17 protein-coding genes and 1 other annotated feature are annotated in these 20,159 nt (G+C 35.9%); all 17 genes read right to left on the bottom strand.

The annotated features are described in order from the left end of the window. Window positions 1-37: 37 nt before the first annotated feature. The 17 genes from H624_RS0109605 to H624_RS0109525 all read right to left on the bottom strand — a co-directional run bounded on the left by H624_RS0109605 (window position 38) and on the right by H624_RS0109525 (window position 20,066). Window positions 38-418: a DUF1516 family protein gene (locus H624_RS0109605; protein WP_026867392.1), complete on the bottom strand. Its 381-nt coding sequence runs from the start codon at window positions 416-418 to the stop codon at window positions 38-40. A 54-nt stretch (window positions 419-472) separates the two neighbouring features. Continuing rightward, window positions 473-1,363, bottom strand: a complete 891-nt coding sequence (locus tag H624_RS0109600) for a fumarylacetoacetate hydrolase family protein (protein WP_026867391.1) — start codon at window positions 1,361-1,363, stop codon at window positions 473-475. 72 nt (window positions 1,364-1,435) lie between these two features. Beyond that, window positions 1,436-2,518 (bottom strand): DUF418 domain-containing protein, encoded by a 1,083-nt coding sequence (locus tag H624_RS0109595; RefSeq protein WP_026867390.1) that lies wholly within the window; start codon window positions 2,516-2,518, stop codon window positions 1,436-1,438. Beyond that, window positions 2,502-5,966 carry a helicase-exonuclease AddAB subunit AddA gene (addA, locus tag H624_RS0109590; RefSeq protein WP_026867389.1) on the bottom strand — a complete coding sequence of 1,155 codons (3,465 nt, stop codon included), beginning with the start codon at window positions 5,964-5,966 and terminating at the stop codon, window positions 2,502-2,504. The genes H624_RS0109595 and addA overlap by 17 nt, the downstream gene beginning before the upstream one ends. Beyond that, complete coding sequence (locus tag H624_RS0109585) at window positions 5,959-9,429, bottom strand: PD-(D/E)XK nuclease family protein (protein WP_026867388.1); 3,471 nt, start codon at window positions 9,427-9,429, stop codon at window positions 5,959-5,961. The genes addA and H624_RS0109585 overlap by 8 nt, the downstream gene beginning before the upstream one ends. Window positions 9,430-9,497: 68 nt before the next feature. Continuing rightward, window positions 9,498-10,028: a signal peptidase I gene (gene lepB, locus H624_RS0109580; protein ID WP_026867387.1), complete on the bottom strand. Its 531-nt coding sequence runs from the start codon at window positions 10,026-10,028 to the stop codon at window positions 9,498-9,500. Window positions 10,029-10,040: 12 nt separating this feature from the next. Next, on the bottom strand, window positions 10,041-10,655 hold the full coding sequence (locus H624_RS0109575) for a TVP38/TMEM64 family protein (protein WP_156889182.1): 615 nt from the start codon (window positions 10,653-10,655) through the stop codon (window positions 10,041-10,043). 109 nt (window positions 10,656-10,764) lie between these two features. Beyond that, complete coding sequence (trpA, locus tag H624_RS0109570) at window positions 10,765-11,553, bottom strand: tryptophan synthase subunit alpha (RefSeq protein ID WP_035857182.1); 789 nt, start codon at window positions 11,551-11,553, stop codon at window positions 10,765-10,767. After that, window positions 11,546-12,751, bottom strand: coding sequence for a tryptophan synthase subunit beta (trpB, locus tag H624_RS0109565; protein ID WP_026867384.1), 1,206 nt, complete (start codon window positions 12,749-12,751; stop codon window positions 11,546-11,548). Before trpB ends, trpA begins: the two co-directional genes overlap by 8 nt. After that, the gene (locus tag H624_RS0109560; protein WP_026867383.1) at window positions 12,744-13,358 is read right to left on the bottom strand and encodes a phosphoribosylanthranilate isomerase; all 615 of its coding nucleotides are present in this window, start codon (window positions 13,356-13,358) and stop codon (window positions 12,744-12,746) included. The genes trpB and H624_RS0109560 overlap by 8 nt, the downstream gene beginning before the upstream one ends. Further along, complete coding sequence (gene trpC / locus H624_RS0109555; RefSeq protein ID WP_026867382.1) at window positions 13,348-14,124, bottom strand: indole-3-glycerol phosphate synthase TrpC; 777 nt, start codon at window positions 14,122-14,124, stop codon at window positions 13,348-13,350. The genes H624_RS0109560 and trpC overlap by 11 nt, the downstream gene beginning before the upstream one ends. Next, the gene (trpD, locus tag H624_RS0109550) at window positions 14,124-15,149 is read right to left on the bottom strand and encodes an anthranilate phosphoribosyltransferase (RefSeq protein WP_245570591.1); all 1,026 of its coding nucleotides are present in this window, start codon (window positions 15,147-15,149) and stop codon (window positions 14,124-14,126) included. The genes trpC and trpD overlap by 1 nt, the downstream gene beginning before the upstream one ends. Before the next feature lie 267 nt (window positions 15,150-15,416). Then, window positions 15,417-15,605 (bottom strand) — a binding site (T-box leader). 135 nt (window positions 15,606-15,740) lie between these two features. Then, on the bottom strand, window positions 15,741-16,985 hold the full coding sequence (locus tag H624_RS0109545) for a Glu/Leu/Phe/Val family dehydrogenase (RefSeq protein ID WP_026867380.1): 1,245 nt from the start codon (window positions 16,983-16,985) through the stop codon (window positions 15,741-15,743). Window positions 16,986-17,045: 60 nt separating this feature from the next. Next, window positions 17,046-18,248 (bottom strand): ornithine--oxo-acid transaminase, encoded by a 1,203-nt coding sequence (locus tag H624_RS0109540; protein ID WP_026867379.1) that lies wholly within the window; start codon window positions 18,246-18,248, stop codon window positions 17,046-17,048. A 261-nt stretch (window positions 18,249-18,509) separates the two neighbouring features. Next, window positions 18,510-18,887 carry a S1 domain-containing post-transcriptional regulator Ygs gene (gene ygs / locus H624_RS0109535; RefSeq protein WP_026867378.1) on the bottom strand — a complete coding sequence of 126 codons (378 nt, stop codon included), beginning with the start codon at window positions 18,885-18,887 and terminating at the stop codon, window positions 18,510-18,512. Window positions 18,888-19,066: 179 nt separating this feature from the next. Next, the gene (locus tag H624_RS0109530; protein WP_026867377.1) at window positions 19,067-19,273 is read right to left on the bottom strand and encodes a hypothetical protein; all 207 of its coding nucleotides are present in this window, start codon (window positions 19,271-19,273) and stop codon (window positions 19,067-19,069) included. Window positions 19,274-19,475: 202 nt separating this feature from the next. After that, window positions 19,476-20,066, bottom strand: coding sequence for a peptidylprolyl isomerase (locus H624_RS0109525; protein WP_026867376.1), 591 nt, complete (start codon window positions 20,064-20,066; stop codon window positions 19,476-19,478). Between the last annotated feature and the right edge of the window lie 93 nt (window positions 20,067-20,159).

Below are 20,159 nucleotides of genomic sequence, written 5' to 3'. Positions count from 1 at the left end.
TAAAAAAGCTGGAAACCAACCGGTTCCCAGCTTAGTTTTAGAAGCTTAAAATACCTAGTGGTAATGTCGCTCCCATAATAACTGTTGCAATAATGAGAATTAAAGCAACAACCATTGGCCATACTGTCGCACTTTTCTTCAATCTAACAATTGCCATTTCCATAAATCCAATAGATAGAAGTCCTAGGAGTACTTTAATACCGTACTGCATATGACCGTCCATATTAGAGATACCTTCCATGTTGCTAATGTAAACGACTAGACCTGAAATCAGTACGATAACATAAAACAATCTAGCTACCATGTGCAAAATTTTTGCCGGCTTATTGTCTGGTGAATTGTTTGCCTTATACATGAAGAAGACAACAAGGAACAAAACAGCAGATATAACAATGGCCGTTAAGTGTAAATGTAGCATAATTCGCCCACCTCTTATTTAAAATTTACCCATGGCATATTATAACATGAATGATTATTCAATGTGTGTCGTTAATGTTCCAATTCCATCGATAGAAACACGTACTGTATCACCAGATTTAACAAAGCCTTTAGGGTCCATTCCTGCCCCTACACCGGCTGGTGTACCTGTAGCAATAACATCACCAGGTTCTAAAGTAACGTATTTAGATAGTTCACTAATTAGGTCGTCAATTTTTCTAACCATAAGTGCTGTACTACCATCCTGACGAATCTCATCGTTAACTTTCGTTACGATTTGAGCATCCATTGCATTAGGAATTTCATCTTTAGTAACAATGTATGGACCCATCGGTGTTGCTAGACTTTTAGATAAGAAAGCCTGCTTGTGAGATTTTTGAAGGTCTCTTGCAGAGATATCATTAACAATTGTATAACCATAAACGTAGTCATAAGCCATAGAGCGATCAATATTACGTCCTGATTTACCAATCACAACACCAAGTTCACCTTCATAGTCTAACTCTGAAGTAATATCGCTAAATGATGAGATTGTCGCTTCATCACCGACTAGGCTAGAGTTCGCTTTAGTAAATACATATAATTCTACTTCATTATTTAGCTCTTGTGCATGTTCTTTAAAATTACGACCGAAACTAATTGTATTATTTGGTGGCTTAACTGGTGCTAATATATTAATTTCATCAAATGGTGCTTTATATTGATCAGCATTCTCTGATACTTCAGCACTTTCGACTAATTTTCTCACTAATTCTTGGAAATCCAATGTATGGTATTCAGTAATTCCTTCCAATAATGTACGTGGATAATCTTTAACATCACTAAAATCCTCAAATAGTAGCGGAAGAATCCATGCACTATCTTCACGTTTTACTTTAACACCGTAATAATTCTTTTCTTTGTACTCAAAAGTTAAAAATTTCATTGGACAAGCTCCTTTGTTTGGTTTAATTCAGTATAACAAAAAATATTTATTTATTCTTGTGAATCGATATTTTTATCTGAAAATTGCTTCTATTAATTTAAGCTTTCTAATACTTAAAAAGTTTAAGAGCAACAGTAGCAGGCAGTACAAGCCGAGGACAATGAATAACAGTACCTGCACTGATATTTGTCCGTATAGTGCTAAGCCAAATCCAAAGAAGATAAACATCATCAACACATTGAAAAGAATATAGGCACTTAAGGACTGTCGCCCTAAATTGACAAATCCTTTGAAAATAGCCTTTGGTACATGTGAACCGGCATACATTAGTAATAAGAAGTAGCCAAGGGCGAGTACTGGCCCTCCAAACCCTTCACCGAGCGTCTCACCAGTAATATTACCCAGGAGTAAAATCTGAATGAGCTTTGTCAAAATGCCTCCAGTTAACAATACAATTACCATTGCGCCACTGAGGTATGGGCTGTCTTTCATAAAAGTTTCTAGGCTAAGTTGATGTAGTCCAACACCAATTAAAAGCCACGGTAAAATCATGAACAACATTAATATAATAGTACCTGTTATATCACCTGTTAAATAATCTATATTTTGATTAATAATAGCCAAGTAGTCACTACTTCTATAGATGCTGATGTACTCATTAACTTGTTGTATACCAGAATAGACGTGTTGAATATTTGAATTGAGTCCTCTAATGATTTCCAAGACGACATTGAGAAGTAAGTGTACAGCGAAAAGTGCAATACCTGCTGCAAATGTTATCACCCATGGCCGTCCGACAAAAATCAATGCAACAAAAGTCATTAATACTAGAAATAGCATATTATCAAATGGAAAAATTAATACAGATGATAGACCAATAATGCCTAAAATGATCGCTAAGTATTTAGCAATTTGCCTTTTTTCTACAGTTTGATATTTACTTAAGATATATCCAACAATAAGCGCGATTAAAGGTATCACTGACCCGCCTGTAAATATGTTAATGATATTGTAGATATTTAAATCTGCTCCGAAAAAGTACTCAAATGGATTGATATCATTTAAAGGCAACATAAAGTACAAGCCGCTATAAAGAAATAGTGAGAAAATCGCTATGCCCGCTGTAAAGTAAATTGTGTTATTTGTATGTTTCAAGTGAAATCGCTCCATAATCAAAAAAGTATAGGACCGCATCTACAGGTTTATTCAAAACAACTTCTGCAGATTTTTTATAGATGTCCATTTGTGTCTTGTACCTATCTCTTAAGTCTTCTGGGCTTAACTGTGTACCATTCACCCGGTCTGTCTTATAGTCAATAATGATGTAATGATCTTCGAATACTAAGAGACAATCAATGATACCTTGAACCAATTGATAATCGTGTTCACCATATATAATGGCTTCTTGATTCATAATAAACGGTAACTCAGTATATATCCCGATTTGCTGATTTAACAAGTTAACCATATAGTCATCGTTAAAAAATCTCACTGCATTTTCTTTAAGCTTACTAATGTGTAAATCACTTAACTGCTCGTAATTCACAACATAATTATCTATTAAAATATCTATAAAGCCCGCTTTTTCCTGTTCATTCATTACACTTAAACTCTGCCATTGATTCATAATTCTCATCATCATCTCATGCATAATTGTACCGAAGATTGGTGCTTCTACAGAAGACGCTAAGAAGTTCGGCACTTTTAAAGAAGGTTCATTCCTATGACTAACATCCGTCGCCATATCCGGAATCGTCTCATTTCTTCTCTTTATAGAAGTCACAGATTCCTTTGCTGCAATTTCAGTGTCTTGTTGATTTGGATAAGTGTAAAACAAGCGATCAGCGACTTCAGGGTTAATATCAGGAACGAGCACCTTTATATCATCTAAATCCGCGGACTGATGTGGGTGTTGGCTCGCTTCAGATTGCTCGCTTACTTCCTTGATTTCAATTGCATCATGTTGACTTTCAAGTAAAATCGGGGCAATGAAGTCCTGAGTAGACTTAAGATTTGAGCGAACTTCAACTGAAGGTTTTTTAAGCTGGTCAAAAGTATATAGGAAATTGATGTCATCCTTATACACTAGCGGAAGGTAGAGTTTCTCCTCAGCACGTGTTAAAGCTACATATATTAAGCGAAGCTCTTCACTAAGTTGCTCTAATTTTAAATACTCATTAGCGACAAAAGCATGAATGCTATCACTTGTTAAGTTCAGTTCAGGTTTAAATTGATTAAAGACCACACCGAGCTTTGCATGCACTAGAACTTTAGAAACTGTGTCCATTGTGTATTGCTGTTTTAAATCAGCATATATAACATGTTTAAACTCTAATCCTTTAGAACTATGGACTGTCATGACTCTAACAGAATCATCTACACTTTCACTTAGCGATTCTTCACCAAAATCCTTATTTTCCTTGATTAAATAATCAATGTAAGAAATAAATTGATAGAGGTTTGAATTGTTCATTGCTTCAAATTCCAAAGCTTTTTCGATTAAACCATTTAGATTCGCCTGTCTTGTTTTCCCTCCAGGAAGACCACTGAAAAACTCAACAATATTTAACTCAAAATATATTTCGTCTATGAGTTCCGAAACACTTAGAAACTTAGAATGTGCTTTTAATTCGTCATAAGTACTTAAGAAATCTTCAATTCTTCGAACGATTGCTTCATCTTCATTAAATTCTAAAAGGGCTTCGTATAAATACTTTTCATCAGAATTTGCGCGTATTCTTGCCAGAGCTTCTTCATTAAAACCAAACATTGGTAATCTTAAAACACCCATTAGATGATCGTCTTGTAAGGGATTATCTAAGAGTGACAAGATACTTCTCATTGTCATGATTTCAAACGTTTCAAAATAACCTTTATTCACATCAACACTAATTGGTATTTCTGCCTTTTGAAATTCGTAGCGGATTTTATCTGGTGAAAAACGGTTGCGATTTAATATGACGATATCACCATAAGGCACCCCGTCATTGTATAGTCGGTTGACCAAACCCACTAATTCTTTAATCTCTATTTCATCCGCCTCATCTGCTGTGGTTTCCTTCGGCGTGATGATGGGTAGGACTTCAACCTTAGATTCATCCCCGACTTCATCAGTTCCCTTGATCAGTTTCTCTTCATCGGTATAATCAATTTCTCCGATTGTCTCATCCATAATATTTTCAAATATGAGATTAGTCACATCGAGTACTTCTTGATGGGACCTGAAATTTCGATTTAATTGGATGAGTTGACCAGCCTCGCCTTTTTTAAAACGATGGCTTTTATCTATGAATAAATCAGGAGCAGCTTGCCTAAAACGATAAATAGATTGTTTAACATCCCCAACCATAAAGAGGTTCCCATTCGCTTCATCTCCAGATTTTAAGAGTTGAATAATTGCTTCTTGCACGCGGTTGATGTCCTGGTACTCATCAATCATTACTTCTTTAAACTTATCTCTATACTCCTGTTGCACTTCACCATCATTTGCAAGGAGGATATCTAAAGCAAAATGTTCATAATCATTAAAGTCCATTTCACTTGCCTGTTGTTTTCTTCTTTTATAGTTATCAATAACGGACTCTGTTATTTTAAGAAGCTGATTATTCATGCCATTTAAAGGTGATAATTCTTCCCTTACATCACTTAAGCTGTAGGCTTTTAGGTTATATAGTTCTTGGTAGGCATCATTAACCGGTTTATTATGTTTTTCTATAAAATCATTATTTTGTGCATTAGCCGCTTTGATAAATGCATTCCTACCATTGGATAGCTTTACTTCTGCTAAGCAAAATTGTCCGTTGTCATGAAATAAAGCTAGCGCATTGACAACATTCTTTTGCATGATGTCTAAATTATCATAAGCATCTTTAATCGCTTTTTCCTTTAATTCTTCAGGTCGCTCAATATGGTCATACTCGACTTTCAACAGACTTAAATCTTCATCCAATTTCTTTAATTTTCTATAATTAATTGCTTTATACGCATCGAGTATTTCATTTAGACGGTCATCGTTTATATATTGATCCTTTAGACTGTCGAGAAATACTTTAGGGTCTTCAGTCGCTATCGCGGTATTATATAGCCGTATAATCAATTTGTGAAGCTCAGTATTATCTTTTAGACTCGACACAAATTGATCCAGATGTAAAAAGTCCTGATCCTTATCTGTATAAAATTGCTCAAGTACTTCACTGATTACACTGTCTAGCTTTATTTCTGCTTCTACTTGACCAAGTGTACGCATATCAGGTGGTAATCCAATCGCATTATAGTGCGTTTGAATCAGATGCAAACAAAAACTGTGTAAGGTTGATATATGCGCGTCATTTAATTTAATGATTTCTTCATTAATTCTTTTATCCTTCGTCTCATTATAGATTGCTCTCAAGGCGCGCTCGATTTTGTCTTTCATGTCTTTTGCACTCTTATTGGTAAAAGTGGATACAAAAACCTCATCAATAGAGTAATTTCCACTGATAATATTTCTTTTAATACGTTCTACAAGCACTGCAGTTTTACCACTACCTGCTGCAGCGGATACTAATATATCTGAGCCTGTGGCCTCAATGGCAGCAAGTTGTGCGTCAGTAAAATTAACCATTGTTTACCTCGCTTTCAAACGCTTCAATATCTTCATCTGTAATTTTATTTTTCCTGTAATCATGTTCATTGATTAATTTATCGATGTGACAAGCCGCTTTAAAATCACAAAAAGCACAAGGTAACCTATTGTTATGTTCAAGAGGATTCGCAAGTGTTCGCCCACTATATATTTCATCAGTTGCCGTTTTAAATTGCTCCATTACAAAGTTAGAGTAATGTGCAAACATCTCTGATGACATTGTTCTTTTCGCTGAATTTTTGTCTAAACTACCATCTTTCTTTAATTTTAATGGTAGATACTCACTGAGTTTTTCTTCTTCTATCATATGATCCATACCAGTATTACTGCTAAGATCATTACCATCGATAACAAATAAACCATCTGGTCTAAGTTTATTCTGTTTTAGTTTCAATGCCTCTTCTTCATCGTCCACTCTCACCTTAGGTTCATTCACATGGTAGAACATCATTGCATTAGGTACGATGTCTCCACCGAGTTTAGTTTTTGCACGATTCATAAGGACATACATATAAGTAATAATTTGTAGCTCGACACCATTTAACACATCTTCTTTTTTCAACTTCCGATCACTAGACTTATAGTCAATGATATTGACATAGACATTTGAAGCATTATTGTAGGTATCAACTCGGTCGATTTTACCTCTCAAGTATATTTTTTTACCGTTTTCGCTTTCTAAGACTAATTCACCGAGATCATCTGATTTTTTTCCAAATGTTGCTTCGATTAAGCTGATTTGATAATCGCCTAGATACTCTAAATCCTTCATAAACATCAAGGTGGTCGTAATGGCAGAGATAGCTTTTTCTTTTAACGATAAGAAATATTCTGAGCGTTCAAAAATACCGTAAGAAATGGTTCGTAAAACATTATCAACCGAATTGACTACTGCTTTCTTAATCACTTCATCGTCATGTTTTAAAGTCATATCTAAACGCTTTGTAATTTGCTCTAATGCATTGTGGTAAAGGTTCCCTATTTCTAGTGGTCTAACAGTATAATTTTGTCTCACATTCAGCTTCATTCCGTAATTAGAGAAATGCTGGAAATGACACGAGAAATAGGACTGGAATCTAGATACACTTGCTCTCATCTCATCACCATATAATTTAATGGCCGTTTCTTCTCTAATATCTTCAGCTCTATTTAAATAAGTTAAGTTTCGGTTAAGACGGTTTAATACCGTATGATTTGTTTTATTTTTCAGCAAATGATAGACACCTATGAAGTTATTGTACTGTGGTAATCGAACTAATCTTGTAAATTCTTCTAAATCATAAGTCATCAAGGTTCTCAATTTATGGTGTTCGAGCGCCTCCATGCTTCTTACACTCGAAATTAAGCCTAGTGTATTATGAAGTTCATAGTGGGCAGTCTTTCTATAGCTATAATTTAATACCAGACTTTCATCCATTGGTAAAAATGCTTCGACAAATGGACTTAATTTAGTCACTTCTTTATTTTGTAAAGTCGTCGACCAACTAATAAAGAGATGGTTTGTCGGTTGACTTATTCCCATGTAAAAGACAAATTTCTCATCACGGCTAAGCGTACGTGCACTCGGAGAAAGTATAATACCTCTGTCTTCCAGCACTTCTTTTTCATCATCTGTAACGATGGCTGTATTTCTAGACTCTTGTGGCATAACGTTGTAATTCATACCCACTATAAAAACATATTTTTTATTTTCAACTTTAGCAAGATCTAGAAGCCCGATAATCACCTGATCTACAGCAGCTGGTCGTGTATTGAAAGTCGCTCGTTTTAATCCTTCTGTAAAAGTATCGTAAAAAAGGCTAAATTCAATTTTTTCATCTTTAAAAACGGTGTAACTATCATCCAATAATCGAATAAATAAATTATAGGCTTGCTCTGTTTCATTAGCGAGTCGAATATTGGTATCCGTTAATTCTTTTATTTCATTTGCAACTTTCTCTTCAATGCCTTCATCTACAATATACTGGTAAATCGTTTCTACAAAATCCTGTGCAGTCTCACCTTGATCAAGTTGATTGAACAACCGTTGTAACTGGTGAAGTTTACTATTCTTATATTGAATCATCTCACTCAAAGCTTCTGTATTATCTATAGTCTCTATGTCACCTTCAATACCCAGTTTATATTCAATCGTAAAACGCTTATCGTCAAAGAGCTCACCGCCAGTAAGTCCACGTTCTATAATGATATTTTCAAGGTGCATGACAAGCATTTCATCATGTTTCGTTCTATTTAAATAGCCCGTCTTTAAGACATTGATAAAGGCAGACCTTTGAAATCTACTCTGATAGCAATCTAATAAGGCAATGACCAATTCTGTAAAAGGATTGCAATGCATAAAATGATCCATATCCATGTGATAGGCAATATTAAACTGTTTAAAAATAGACTTGAAAATATTTTCATAAGATTGATCACGGTACAGAATACCGATATCAGCATATCTCGCTTCATTGTTTCTAACTAGGGTTTCTATATTTCTTGCGACTTCTCTTATTTCCTCTTCTGGTGAAGGTGACTCAGTAATCGTAATACCATCATAATTTGTCATCGGTTGACCCGTTGTTATAAATAATTCTAATTGACTTAATCCAGAATTTTTTGCACGCAAAAACTCCTGATTAAAATGTCTGAAGTTCAAGTAATTTTCCCCAAACAATTCCTGCAATCGACTGATTACCGCTTCAGTTTTTCTAAACAAATCGATATCTACTAAACCTTGATATCCATCAGACTTTCTGTGAGTTAATAATAGATTGATTTCCCCAACCTCTTGTTCAAGCGCATAAATAAGGGCAAACTCACTTTCTGTAAAGTTATGAAAACCGTCAATATAAATTACAGCATCCTTAAGTGTTCTTAAACTATTCGCTTCTTTTATACTCTCAATAAAATGCGGAATCATATTTAAGTCTTCAACTTTATATGATTCAATTTCCTCTTGCCAACGCTGATAAATAATTGCTAAGTCCTCATACTTTTCTGTCGTTCTGCCTTTTGAAAATTTTAAGTCTAAGAGATGTTTTGTTTCTATGTTATAGGCCTTAAATTCAGTAATTTGATCTAACACTTTCTCAGAAAATTTTATGTAGCCTTGTGAAGTATGATAGTACTTTAGCTTATCCTTTATATCATTCATCAGCTTATGAATCAGCATAATGTGTCCTGCTTCAGACAAGACGTTTTTTGTAGGTTGGCCAAGCTCATTATATACGTGCCACATCAATCTTGAAAAACTGTAGACACCTGTACGCATACTTCCGCCAGCCATACCATCTTCTTGTCTGGCAATCAATTGTTCATATGTCAGTGTATTTTGAGTTGGGGTAATAATATAAATTGAAGATCCTAGTGGATCATCTTTTGTTTTCTTATAAATCTCTTCAAACATAGTATTCGTTTTACCTGTACCACTTGTACCTGTCCATATTGTTATCGTCATAGAACCATACCTCACTTTAAATAAAGGAGATATTAGTTAAACTAATATCTCCTTTTCTTAGATTCGACTTAAAAATCAATTGCTATTTCATTAAATGGCCAAAATCTTAATTGAACTTCGCCGATGATATCTTCTTCAGTAATCAGTCCAAAATCTCTAGAATCACGGCTAATCGGTCGATTATCACCGAGCACTAAATACTGCCCTTCTGGTATCGTTTCTTCTTCTACTCCAAGTGACTCAAGCGTAAAATTATCCATATATGTCTCGCCTTGATGGACAACATAGTCTTCCTCAATAGGTTCACCATTGACGTAGACTACTCTATCTCTCATTTCTACATTATCACCGGGTACACCAATAATACGTTTAACGTAGGCTGCATCATTATGAGAATCGAAGACTACAATGTCGTCTCTTTCTACATCAGCAATATCATATATAAACTTATTTACAATTACCCTGTCTCCTTCTTCAAAAGTAGGATCCATACTTAAGCCATCTACTGAGTAAGTAGTGAATAAGAACATTCGTATTACAACAACCACGACAAGGGCGATAGCTATAGCAATTAACCATTCACGTATTTCTTTTAACACTGATGCCACCTCTTATTTTTCCTTCTTCTCTTTATTAATTTTTTTCTCTAGATACTTTTGATACCATTTTGATAGTACATAGAGCACTACTAAAAAGGCTAATGAAATTATAAGTTTCACTGGCGAATCAAAGAACGAGGTTACATCGTAACCGACCAATGTCATCGATAAAATCATTATAAATTTTGCTGCTAATAATATATATAAGTATACATCTCTTCTAATGTTAGATAAAGCAGTGATTACGTTGATAATAGACGAAGGTGTGAACGGTAAACACAGCAATATAAATAAGAAGCTAAAGCCTCTATCATCCACAAACTTAAGCATCTTATTCAAACGATCATGCTTTTCAATATAGTTTTGAGCAGGTTCCCGAAAGATGTGTCTAACGATTAAAAAGACCAGATAGGAACCAGCAACGGATGCAGTATAGCTGACTAAAAAACCGACTACAACACCATATGAATTTATAGTTAAAATGACGATAACAACTAACGGTAAAAATGGTAAAAATGCCTCAAGCATGACAAGAAGAAAACCAAAAAGAATACCAAGCTGTTCAAATTGATCAAATAGTCTTTCAATACCTTGCTCTGTCGTTAAAAGTTCTATAATATCGTTCACGTTCAAATCTCCATTTTAAAGACTAAGAGACTATATATAATATATAGTCTCTTAGTCTTGGTATTAAATTATTTTGCTTTATTATAGCATTTATATCCAAATTATTTCTCTAATTTACACTTGAAATATACTTTTCAGGAATTAAATTCTTAATCTCTTCTGTCTTTCCATTATGCAGAAGTTCTACAATTTTTGAACCGACAATGACACCATCACAGTACCCGCCTAAGGCCTTTGCATTCTCTTTATTAGATATGCCAAATCCAGAACAAACAGGAATTGTGGCATATTTCTTAATTCTTTCAAGATAATCATATACTTCCTGACTATAGCCCACTCTTTTTCCAGTTATACCATTGACAGCTACTGCGTATATAAAACCTTCTGCCTCTGAAACTATCTTTTTCAATCGCTCATCCGACGTAGTCAAGGTTACTAACCTGATGATGGCTAAGTCGGAGTCAACAAGTGCAGATTTAAGTTCAGCTTCTTCATCTAACGGTAAGTCAGGAACAATCAATCCACTTACACCTGCTGCAACTGCAACTTCTTTAAAAGCTTCAAGGCCATATTTAAAGATTGGGTTGTAATAAGTCATCAGTACATATGGTATATGGATTTCATCCTTGATTTCACTTAATTTGTTTAAAATATCGTTTAAACTAATATTTTTTTCTAATGCACGTAGTCCTGCATCTTGAATGACCGGGCCATCTGCCGCTGGGTCAGAAAAAGGCACACCAATCTCAATTAGATCCACACCAGAATCTTCGAGGATTTGAATTTGATTTAATAGTTGATCTAAGCTACCATCTCCAGCCATTAAATAAGCAATAAAAGCTTTATTCCCATCCATATCAAGCTGTTTAAAAGTATCTCTTATTTGATACTTAGTCATTTTTATTCATCCCTTCTAAGGCGTCTTTAACGAGTTGTACATCCTTATCCCCTCGACCTGATAAGTTAACAACAATAATTTCATCTTTTGCTAAAGTTGGGGCAACTCTAATTACATATGCTAAAGCATGGGAACTTTCTAGAGCAGGAATAATACCTTCAGTTCTAGATAATTCTTGAAAGGCAGCTAGGGCTTCTTTATCGTTTGCATATTCGTATTTAGCTCGACCTATCTCATGCAGATAGCTGTGTTCAGGACCGATTCCTGGGTAGTCTAGGCCTGCAGAAATGGAATGTGTGCCTAGGAGTTGGCCGTTGTCATCTTGTAACATATGCATTTTTGCACCGTGTGCAATGCCGACTGAGCCCTTGTTAATTGCAGCCGCAGTTTCATCTGTATCAATCCCTTTACCCGCAGCTTCTACACCGATAATTTCAACTACCTCATCTTCGATAAAGTTCGTAAACATGCCAATTGCGTTACTGCCTCCACCTATACAGGCAATGACTTTGTTTGGCAAGCGACCTTCTTTTTCTAAGATTTGTTCTCTTGCTTCTTTAGAAATAATACTTTGGAAGTCACGGACAATTTCTGGGAATGGGTGTGGACCTAAGGCTGATCCAATGACGTAATGCGTATCTTCCATATGTTGTACCCAGTAACGCATAGCTTCATTGACAGCATCCTTTAAGGTCTTCGTCCCTTGTTCTACCTTGATGACTTCTGCACCAAGAAGCTCCATTCTAAATACATTCAATTCTTGTCTCGCTGCGTCTTTGGCACCCATAAACACCTTACATTCTAAGCCTAATAGTGCTGCAATTGTTGCAGTGGCAACGCCGTGTTGACCCGCACCAGTTTCTGCAATGACTTTTGTTTTCCCCATGTATTTAGTCAAAAGACCTTGTCCGATTGCATTGTTAATCTTATGTGCACCAGTATGATTTAAGTCTTCCCTTTTTAAATATATTTTTGCGCCACCTAGTTTTTCAGTTAAGCGCTCAGCATAGTATAGTGGGTTTTCTCGTCCTACATATTCCTTCATTAAATAGTCAAATTCCTTTTGGAAGTCTGGATCTTGTTTGGCCTTTTCATAAGCAGCTTCCAATTCTTCTAGTGTTGCAACAAGTGACTCTGCGACGTAGGCGCCACCGAACTGACCAAACTTACCCTTGATTTCTTTTATAGCTTCATTCATTTTCTACACCTCTTATATTATTTATAAATTCTTTTACTTTTCTTAAATCTTTCTCACCATTTGTTTCGACACCACTTGAAACATCTACCAATGTGGGTCTTGCTGCTTTAATTGCCGCTTTGATATTGCCTGGATTTAAGCCACCTGCGAGTGCAAACCTGTCTTTGTCTATTTCAGCTTGAGGTAAGCTTGACCAATCAAAGGCAACCCCACTTCCACCGTAGTGAGTCTTACGTGGACTATCGATTAAAATATAATCAGCTGGATAAGAAAATTTTTCTTTATAAGTGATTACGGAATCAGATGGAAAAGCTTTGATTGCTCTCTCTTTGTATTTTTGTACCAAATCAACTGATTCATCACCATGAAATTGTATATAATCCAATCCACTTGCTAAAGCTAGCTCAAGCTCTTCTTCAGTCGGATTCACAAATACACCCACTGTTTTAGTTGAATAACTTTTTAAAGCTGATGTGATCGATTTGGCTGTTTCAATATTAATTTGTCGTTTACTCGGGGCAAATACCATACCTATAAAATCTGCTCCAGCCTCAGTTATCGCTAGAGCCTCTTCTGTATTTTTAATGCCACATATTTTAACTTTCACGTAGTTTGCCTCCTTTTAGTTCTTCGACTTTGTCCACAATATTATCTGCTTTCATTAGAGATTCCCCGACTAAAATACCTCTTGCACCGGCCACTAACATTGCACTTGAATCTTTTCCGTTTTGTATACCACTCTCAGCAATAAAATGAATATCCTTACGTCCACTTTTAGCAATCAAATTTTTAGAATTGTTGATATCTACTTTAAAAGTCTTTAAATCCCTGTTGTTTATACCAATAATTTCTGGAGAAATTTTAAGAGCACGTTTAAGCTCTGTTTCATCATGTACTTCAACAATGACACTGAGATCTAAGGATTTTGCATAATCATAGAGTCCCTGTAATCTTGCATCATCGAGAATTGTGACAATGAGGAGAATTATATCAGCACCATTGTTATAAGCAGTTGCAATTTGACGCTTATCGATGACAAAGTCCTTATTAAGAATTGGCTTTTGAATCACTTTTGAAATTTCATACATATCATTGTATGTGCCTTTAAAGTATTCTCTTTCCGTTAAGACACTGATAGCATCAGCCCCACCTTCAACATAACTTTGTGCTTGTTCTATGGGATTCATTGTTGAATTGATTTCACCTTTTGAGGGTGAAGCACGTTTAACTTCTGCTATTAGAGCGATGTCATCTTGAGTTTTAAGTACGTTCACAAAGTCGACTGGTTTTTCTCTTTTAATTACTTCTACATGTTCTGGGAAATTTTTTAATGCCTTCTTTTTCACTTCGACTAATGTATCTAGGATTGTCATTACGCTAACACCTCATGATTTTTTCTAACTGCTTCGAGCGTTTGATATGCTTTACCACTTTTTATAATTTCATTTGCTAACTCAATGCCTTCGTCGATCGACTCAACTTTTTCTGCTACATAGAGTGCAATGCCTGCATTTAAGGTAATGGTTTCTGTCTGAGCTTTTGTACCTTTATTGTTTAGGATATTGATTAGAATCTCTTTATTCTCCTCACCATCGCCACCTTTGATATCATCTTTAGAACATAGTGTTAGTCCATATTCTGTTGGGTCGAGCTCCATTTCTTTAAACTCGCCATCTTTTAAGAAAACGAGATGATTCTTCCCAAGTAAGGTTGCTTCATCCATATTCCCTGCACCGTTAATCACAACTGCATTTTTTCTACCTAGACGATGGAGTACTTTAGCAATTGTCATCAATTTATTTCGGTCATATACACCTAAAAACTGATAACTGAGATTAATGGGACTAATACATGGACCAATGAAGTTAAATACTGTTGGTGTCTTGATCATTGATCTTACTTTCATAATCTGTTTCATCTTGGGGTGTACATGCGGTGCACTTAGGAATGAAATACCGATATCATTTAACTCACTCGCCACTCTTTCGCTGTCGAAATTCAAATCAACACCAAGTTGTCTAAGTACATCCGAACTACCTGTTTTACTTGTTATGCTCTTGTTACCATGTTTGGCAATAGTGACTCCGGCGCTCGCGAGTACAAAGGCTGACGTGGTTGAAATATTAAAGCTCTCCGAGCGATCTCCACCAGTACCACAATTGTCCATTGCCTGTCCGTTAAAGTCCGGAATATCATTTGCATGACTTATCAATACCTCTGCAATTGCTGTGATTTCATCTTCCGTTTCACCTTTCTCACTTAAGGCTACAATGAATTGTCTTAGTGCTTCATCTGAAACTTTCTCATCGAGAATTTCTGTGAATAATTGATACATTTCGTCATATGTTAAGTCTCTTTTTGCTGATACTTTGTTTAATGCTGTAGTTATCATTGTCATTTTTACTTCCTCCTTAAATTAAAAAAGTCCCCCATGACAAAGTCATGGAGGACGATTAACACCGTGGTACCACCTCAATTGAAGCTATGCTTCACTCTAATGGATAACGGCATGACCCGAACAGTATTGTTTAGATTCCACTTCGTCAGTAAGTCTTGTTCCCGGTTTCCACCATCCCGGTTCGCTGTTAACAACAAATTACTGCTACTATATCCAACTGCTAATATTTAATTAAAACTAAAAAGCTCTCCGCACTTAATATATAATATTAAGGACGGAGAGCCGCGGTGCCACCTATATTGACCGATAGAATCGATCCACTCGTTTAGTTATAAAATTTAATAAATTTTGTTATTACTCCAGAAGTCCATTCGCACATGCGATTTACCGGTTCTCACCACCACCGGCTCTCTTAAAAATCGGTATATGTTACTAATCTTCTGTTAATTTGATTATCATACTATCAACTAATTTTTGATTTGGCAAGTATAAAAATCAATATTTTTTTAAAATAGATATAAAAATAGTCCGTAAACTATCCTTACAACAACAAAGATAGCCTACGGACTTTAACAATTATTTAAGTAATATTTACGCCCAACCACGGTAGCGTGAAGCTTCTGCTGTACGTTTTAATCCAACGATATAAGCTGCTAGTCTCATGTCGATTTGGCGATTTTCATGGAGTTCATAAATTTCGTTAAATGCTGAAACTAATTTTTCTTCCATTTTTTCGTTTACTTCTTCTTCAGTCCAGTAATAACCTTGGTTATTTTGAACCCATTCGAAATAAGATACAGTAACCCCACCTGCAGACGCAAGTACGTCCGGTACTATAAGTACGCCTCTATCAGTTAGAATACGTGTCGCTTCTGTCGTTGTCGGTCCGTTTGCAGCTTCACATAAAATTTTAGCTTTAATCTTATCTGCATTAGCTTCTGTAATTTGGTTCTCTATTGCTGCTGGAATAATAACATCACAGTCTAATTCGAATAGTTCAGAGTTTGATAGGACATCATCAAATAAGTTCGTCACCATACCAAAACTATCACGACGTTCTAAAAGATAGTCAATGTCTAAACCATCTGGGTCATGTAAGGCACCGTGTGCATCGGAAATTCCTACGATTTTCGCGCCTCTATCGAAGAGGAATTTAGATAAGAAACTCCCGGCGTTACCAAAGCCTTGAATGACAATGCGAATATCATCAATCTTCATATCACGTTTTTTCAGCGCTTCTTCAAGACACACAACAACACCTAGGGCTGTTGCTCTGTCACGTCCTTCTGATCCGCCTAAGACAAGCGGTTTACCTGTAATAAATCCAGGTGAATTAAACTGGTCAATGGCACTGTACTCGTCCATCATCCATGCCATGATTTGAGAGTTTGTAAATACGTCAGGTGCAGGAATATCTTTTGTCGGTCCAACAATTTGAGAAATCGCACGAACATATCCCCGTGACAATCTTTCAACTTCATCCATACTCATCTCACGCGGATCACAGATGATGCCACCTTTACCTCCACCATAAGGTAGGTTAACAATACCTGCTTTTAAAGTCATCCACATTGATAATGCAGTTACTTCGTCTTCAGACACACCAGGGTGGAAACGGACCCCACCTTTTGTTGGTCCTACAGCATCGTTATGCTGTGCACGAAAACCAGTAAATACTTTAACTGAGCCATCGTCCATCTTAACAGGGATACGAACTTTTAATGAACGCATTGGCTCCTTGATTAATTGGTACATATCATCGTTATAACCAAGTTTATCTAACGCTTCTTTAATGACACTCTGTGTTGATTCAACTAAACTGATTTCTTCTGACATTTTATCCGCCTCTTTTTGTAACTGTTTTCATACAATTGTATTGTATCATAAAGAAATATTTTAGAAAGCATCTTCCGAGAAAACTTTCTTCACTTTTTCCACTGCCCAGTCTAAATCCTCTTTTGATACGACTAAAGGTGGCGCGAATCTAACGACAGTACCATGTGTTTCCTTACAAAGGACACCTTCATCTTTTAACAATTCACAAAAACGACGCGCTGACTTATTTAATTCTAAGCCTATAAATAGACCCTTACCTCTTAAGTCCACTATGGCTTCATGATCGATTTCCTTTAACTTGTTAAGCAAGTACTCACCGAGTTCCTGTGAACGCTCTGGCAATTTCTCATCAATTAAAACATTCAAGGCCGCTTGAGACACTCGTGCTGCCAGAGGGTTTCCTCCGAATGTAGAACCGTGTGATCCTTCATCAAGCACACCGAGGACTTCATCGTCACCGAGGACAACTGATACTGGTAAAACTCCACCGCCTAAAGCTTTTCCTAGAATATACATATCAGGTACAACTTCATCCCAGTCAGTCGCAAACATTTTACCTGCACGGCCAAGGCCCGCTTGAATTTCATCGGATATGAATAAGACATTATTTCTATCACATATTTCTCTAACTTTTTTCAAGTAACCTGCAGGTGGAATATTCACGCCTGCCTCACCTTGGATTGGCTCTAGTATTACTGCTGCTGTATTGTCAGTAATCGCATCCTCTAGTGCCTCTGGGTCACCATAATTAACGAGCACAAAGCCTTCACCTTCAGGTCCGAAATCCTTACGGTAAGCTGCTTCAGAAGACATGGACATTGGAATAAGCGTACGCCCGTGGAAATTACTCTTCATCGCAATAACTTCTGCTTGATTTGATGCTACCCCTTTGACTTGATAAGCCCATCGTCTTGCCACTTTGATTGCAGATTCAACAGCCTCAGCACCTGTATTCATCGGTAACACTCTGTTTTTCCCTGATAATTGGCTAAGTTGCTCATACCATTCACCCAAGCAATCCACGTGGAAAGAACGTGAAGTTAAGGTCACCTTATCTGCTTGATCCTTAAGTGCTTGAATAATCTTAGGATGACGATGCCCCTGGTTTACAGCAGAATAAGCACTTAGCATATCTAAATACTTATTACCTTCAGGGTCCTTTACCCATGAACCTTCTGCCTCTGAAATTACTATCGGTAGTGGTTTATAAATATCCGTATCGTGTTTTTCTGTCGCCTTAATAATATCTTGTGTTTTTGTCATATTAATCCTCCTTAAATGTTTAAAATCTCTCATAATATACAGAATTTTTACATCTCTTATTTACATAATGACTGTGATTAACATATTTAGCAAGCTTTTTATTTACTCAGTTAAGTGCTTATAAACCAACGTTTGAAAACGTATACATTACAACGATATTTTATACTTTACTAAACCATATTACTAAACGAATTTATAAGCAAACTGTGTATAAATATTCTCAAAATAAAAAGGACCTGCATAGCAGATCCTTAATATTACTTATTCGTTCATGCGGGCTAATGCCTCGTTAATCCAACCTGGCATTCTCTCTTCAATAGATTGAAAGCCGTACGCTTCGGTATCTTTAATCTTCTCCAATACTGAACGCTTATCTCTTTTTTTCTCTTCGTTCTTAAAGTATTCATTTTCTTTCAACGATAAACTAATTTTTCCATTGTTATCGATGCTAACAATTTTCGCTTTAACAATCTGTCCTTTGGACAGGTATTGATTCACATCGTGAACATAATCGTTCATCACTTCAGAAATATGGATCAGACCATCGCGATTATCAGGAGTTTTGACAAAAGCACCGTACGACTGAATACCAGTAACTTTGACTTTTACGAACTGGCCAACTCGGTATTTTTTTGCCATGATATCCCTGCTTTTTCTGTATTAATCATAATTATCTTAACACAAGTATTTAAAACAACCAAAAAAACCGTGTAAAAATCTTAAATTTAAGATTTTTACACGGCACACGCCACTTCCGAGTCTAATTTCGCTCGAAGTCATATCATATGTAAGTCACTTCAATATTTTTAAGGCTGAATCTAGTTCTTGTTGTTTCTCTCCTGCTCTTCGTGTTCTAGTCTTTCAAGAACCTTTTCTTCAAACTCTTTCATTTTTTCCTCTTCATTACGAGAATATTTTTTGACGAGTTTATAGACGATAAACGCCAAGAGCATAAATATTAAGAGCATTATTAGTGCAGGAATATATTCTGTTTTATCTTCAGGAAAATATAAGAATGGCATCATCTTTAAATCACTCACCTTCACATTGCTTAGTATATCAGAGTGATTTATTAAATAAAGATAGTAATAATGACTAATTTGTGATAGTTTTTTTCTACATTTTATTAACACACTAAATAAAAAAGAAGACCTTAGTACGCCTTCATTATTGAAGAGCTATACTAAGATCTAAACTTTAAACACTTATATATTTTAAAAATCTACCTTACTCTGTGATTTCAATCGTTTCAATAACGACATCTTCTACAGGTTTATCTTGTCTTCCTGTTTCAACAGCTGCAATTTTTTCAATTACATCCATACCTTCAATAGCATGTCCAAATACTGTGTGACGGTGGTCTAACCAAGGCGTCCCACCATTTAAACGGTAGCTTTCTATAATTTCAGCAGGATAACCTGCGCCTTCTAATTGAGATAGCATGTCTGATGGCACATCTTTTAATTGAACAATGAAGAACTGAGACCCATTTGTGTTCGGTCCAGCATTCGCCATAGATAAAGCGCCGTATAAATTGAATGCCTCCATTGAAAACTCATCTTCAAATGGTTGACCCCAAATACTTTCTCCACCCATGCCTGTACCAGTAGGGTCGCCACCTTGAATCATAAAGTCTTTGATTACTCTGTGGAATATTAATCCATCATAATAATTGTTTTTTGCATGAGTTACAAAGTTTTCTACTGTTTTAGGAGCGACATCGTTAAATAATTTTACAGTGATGTCACCCATATTTGTTTTGATAACAGCTTTTGTTTCACCTTCTAAAATTTCACTCGTTAACTGTGTGTACGCCATAAAAAGGCCTCCCAATAAAGTTTTATAAATTTCAATTACAGTGTATTAAAAATGAAATTATTTCACTTTCGTTTTTAAGCGTTTTTCTAATTC

The sequence above is a fragment of the Jeotgalicoccus marinus DSM 19772 genome, from assembly GCF_000425825.1.
Lineage (GTDB): Bacteria > Bacillota > Bacilli > Staphylococcales > Salinicoccaceae > Jeotgalicoccus > Jeotgalicoccus marinus.
This window is presented reverse-complemented; position numbering and strand designations above follow the sequence as displayed.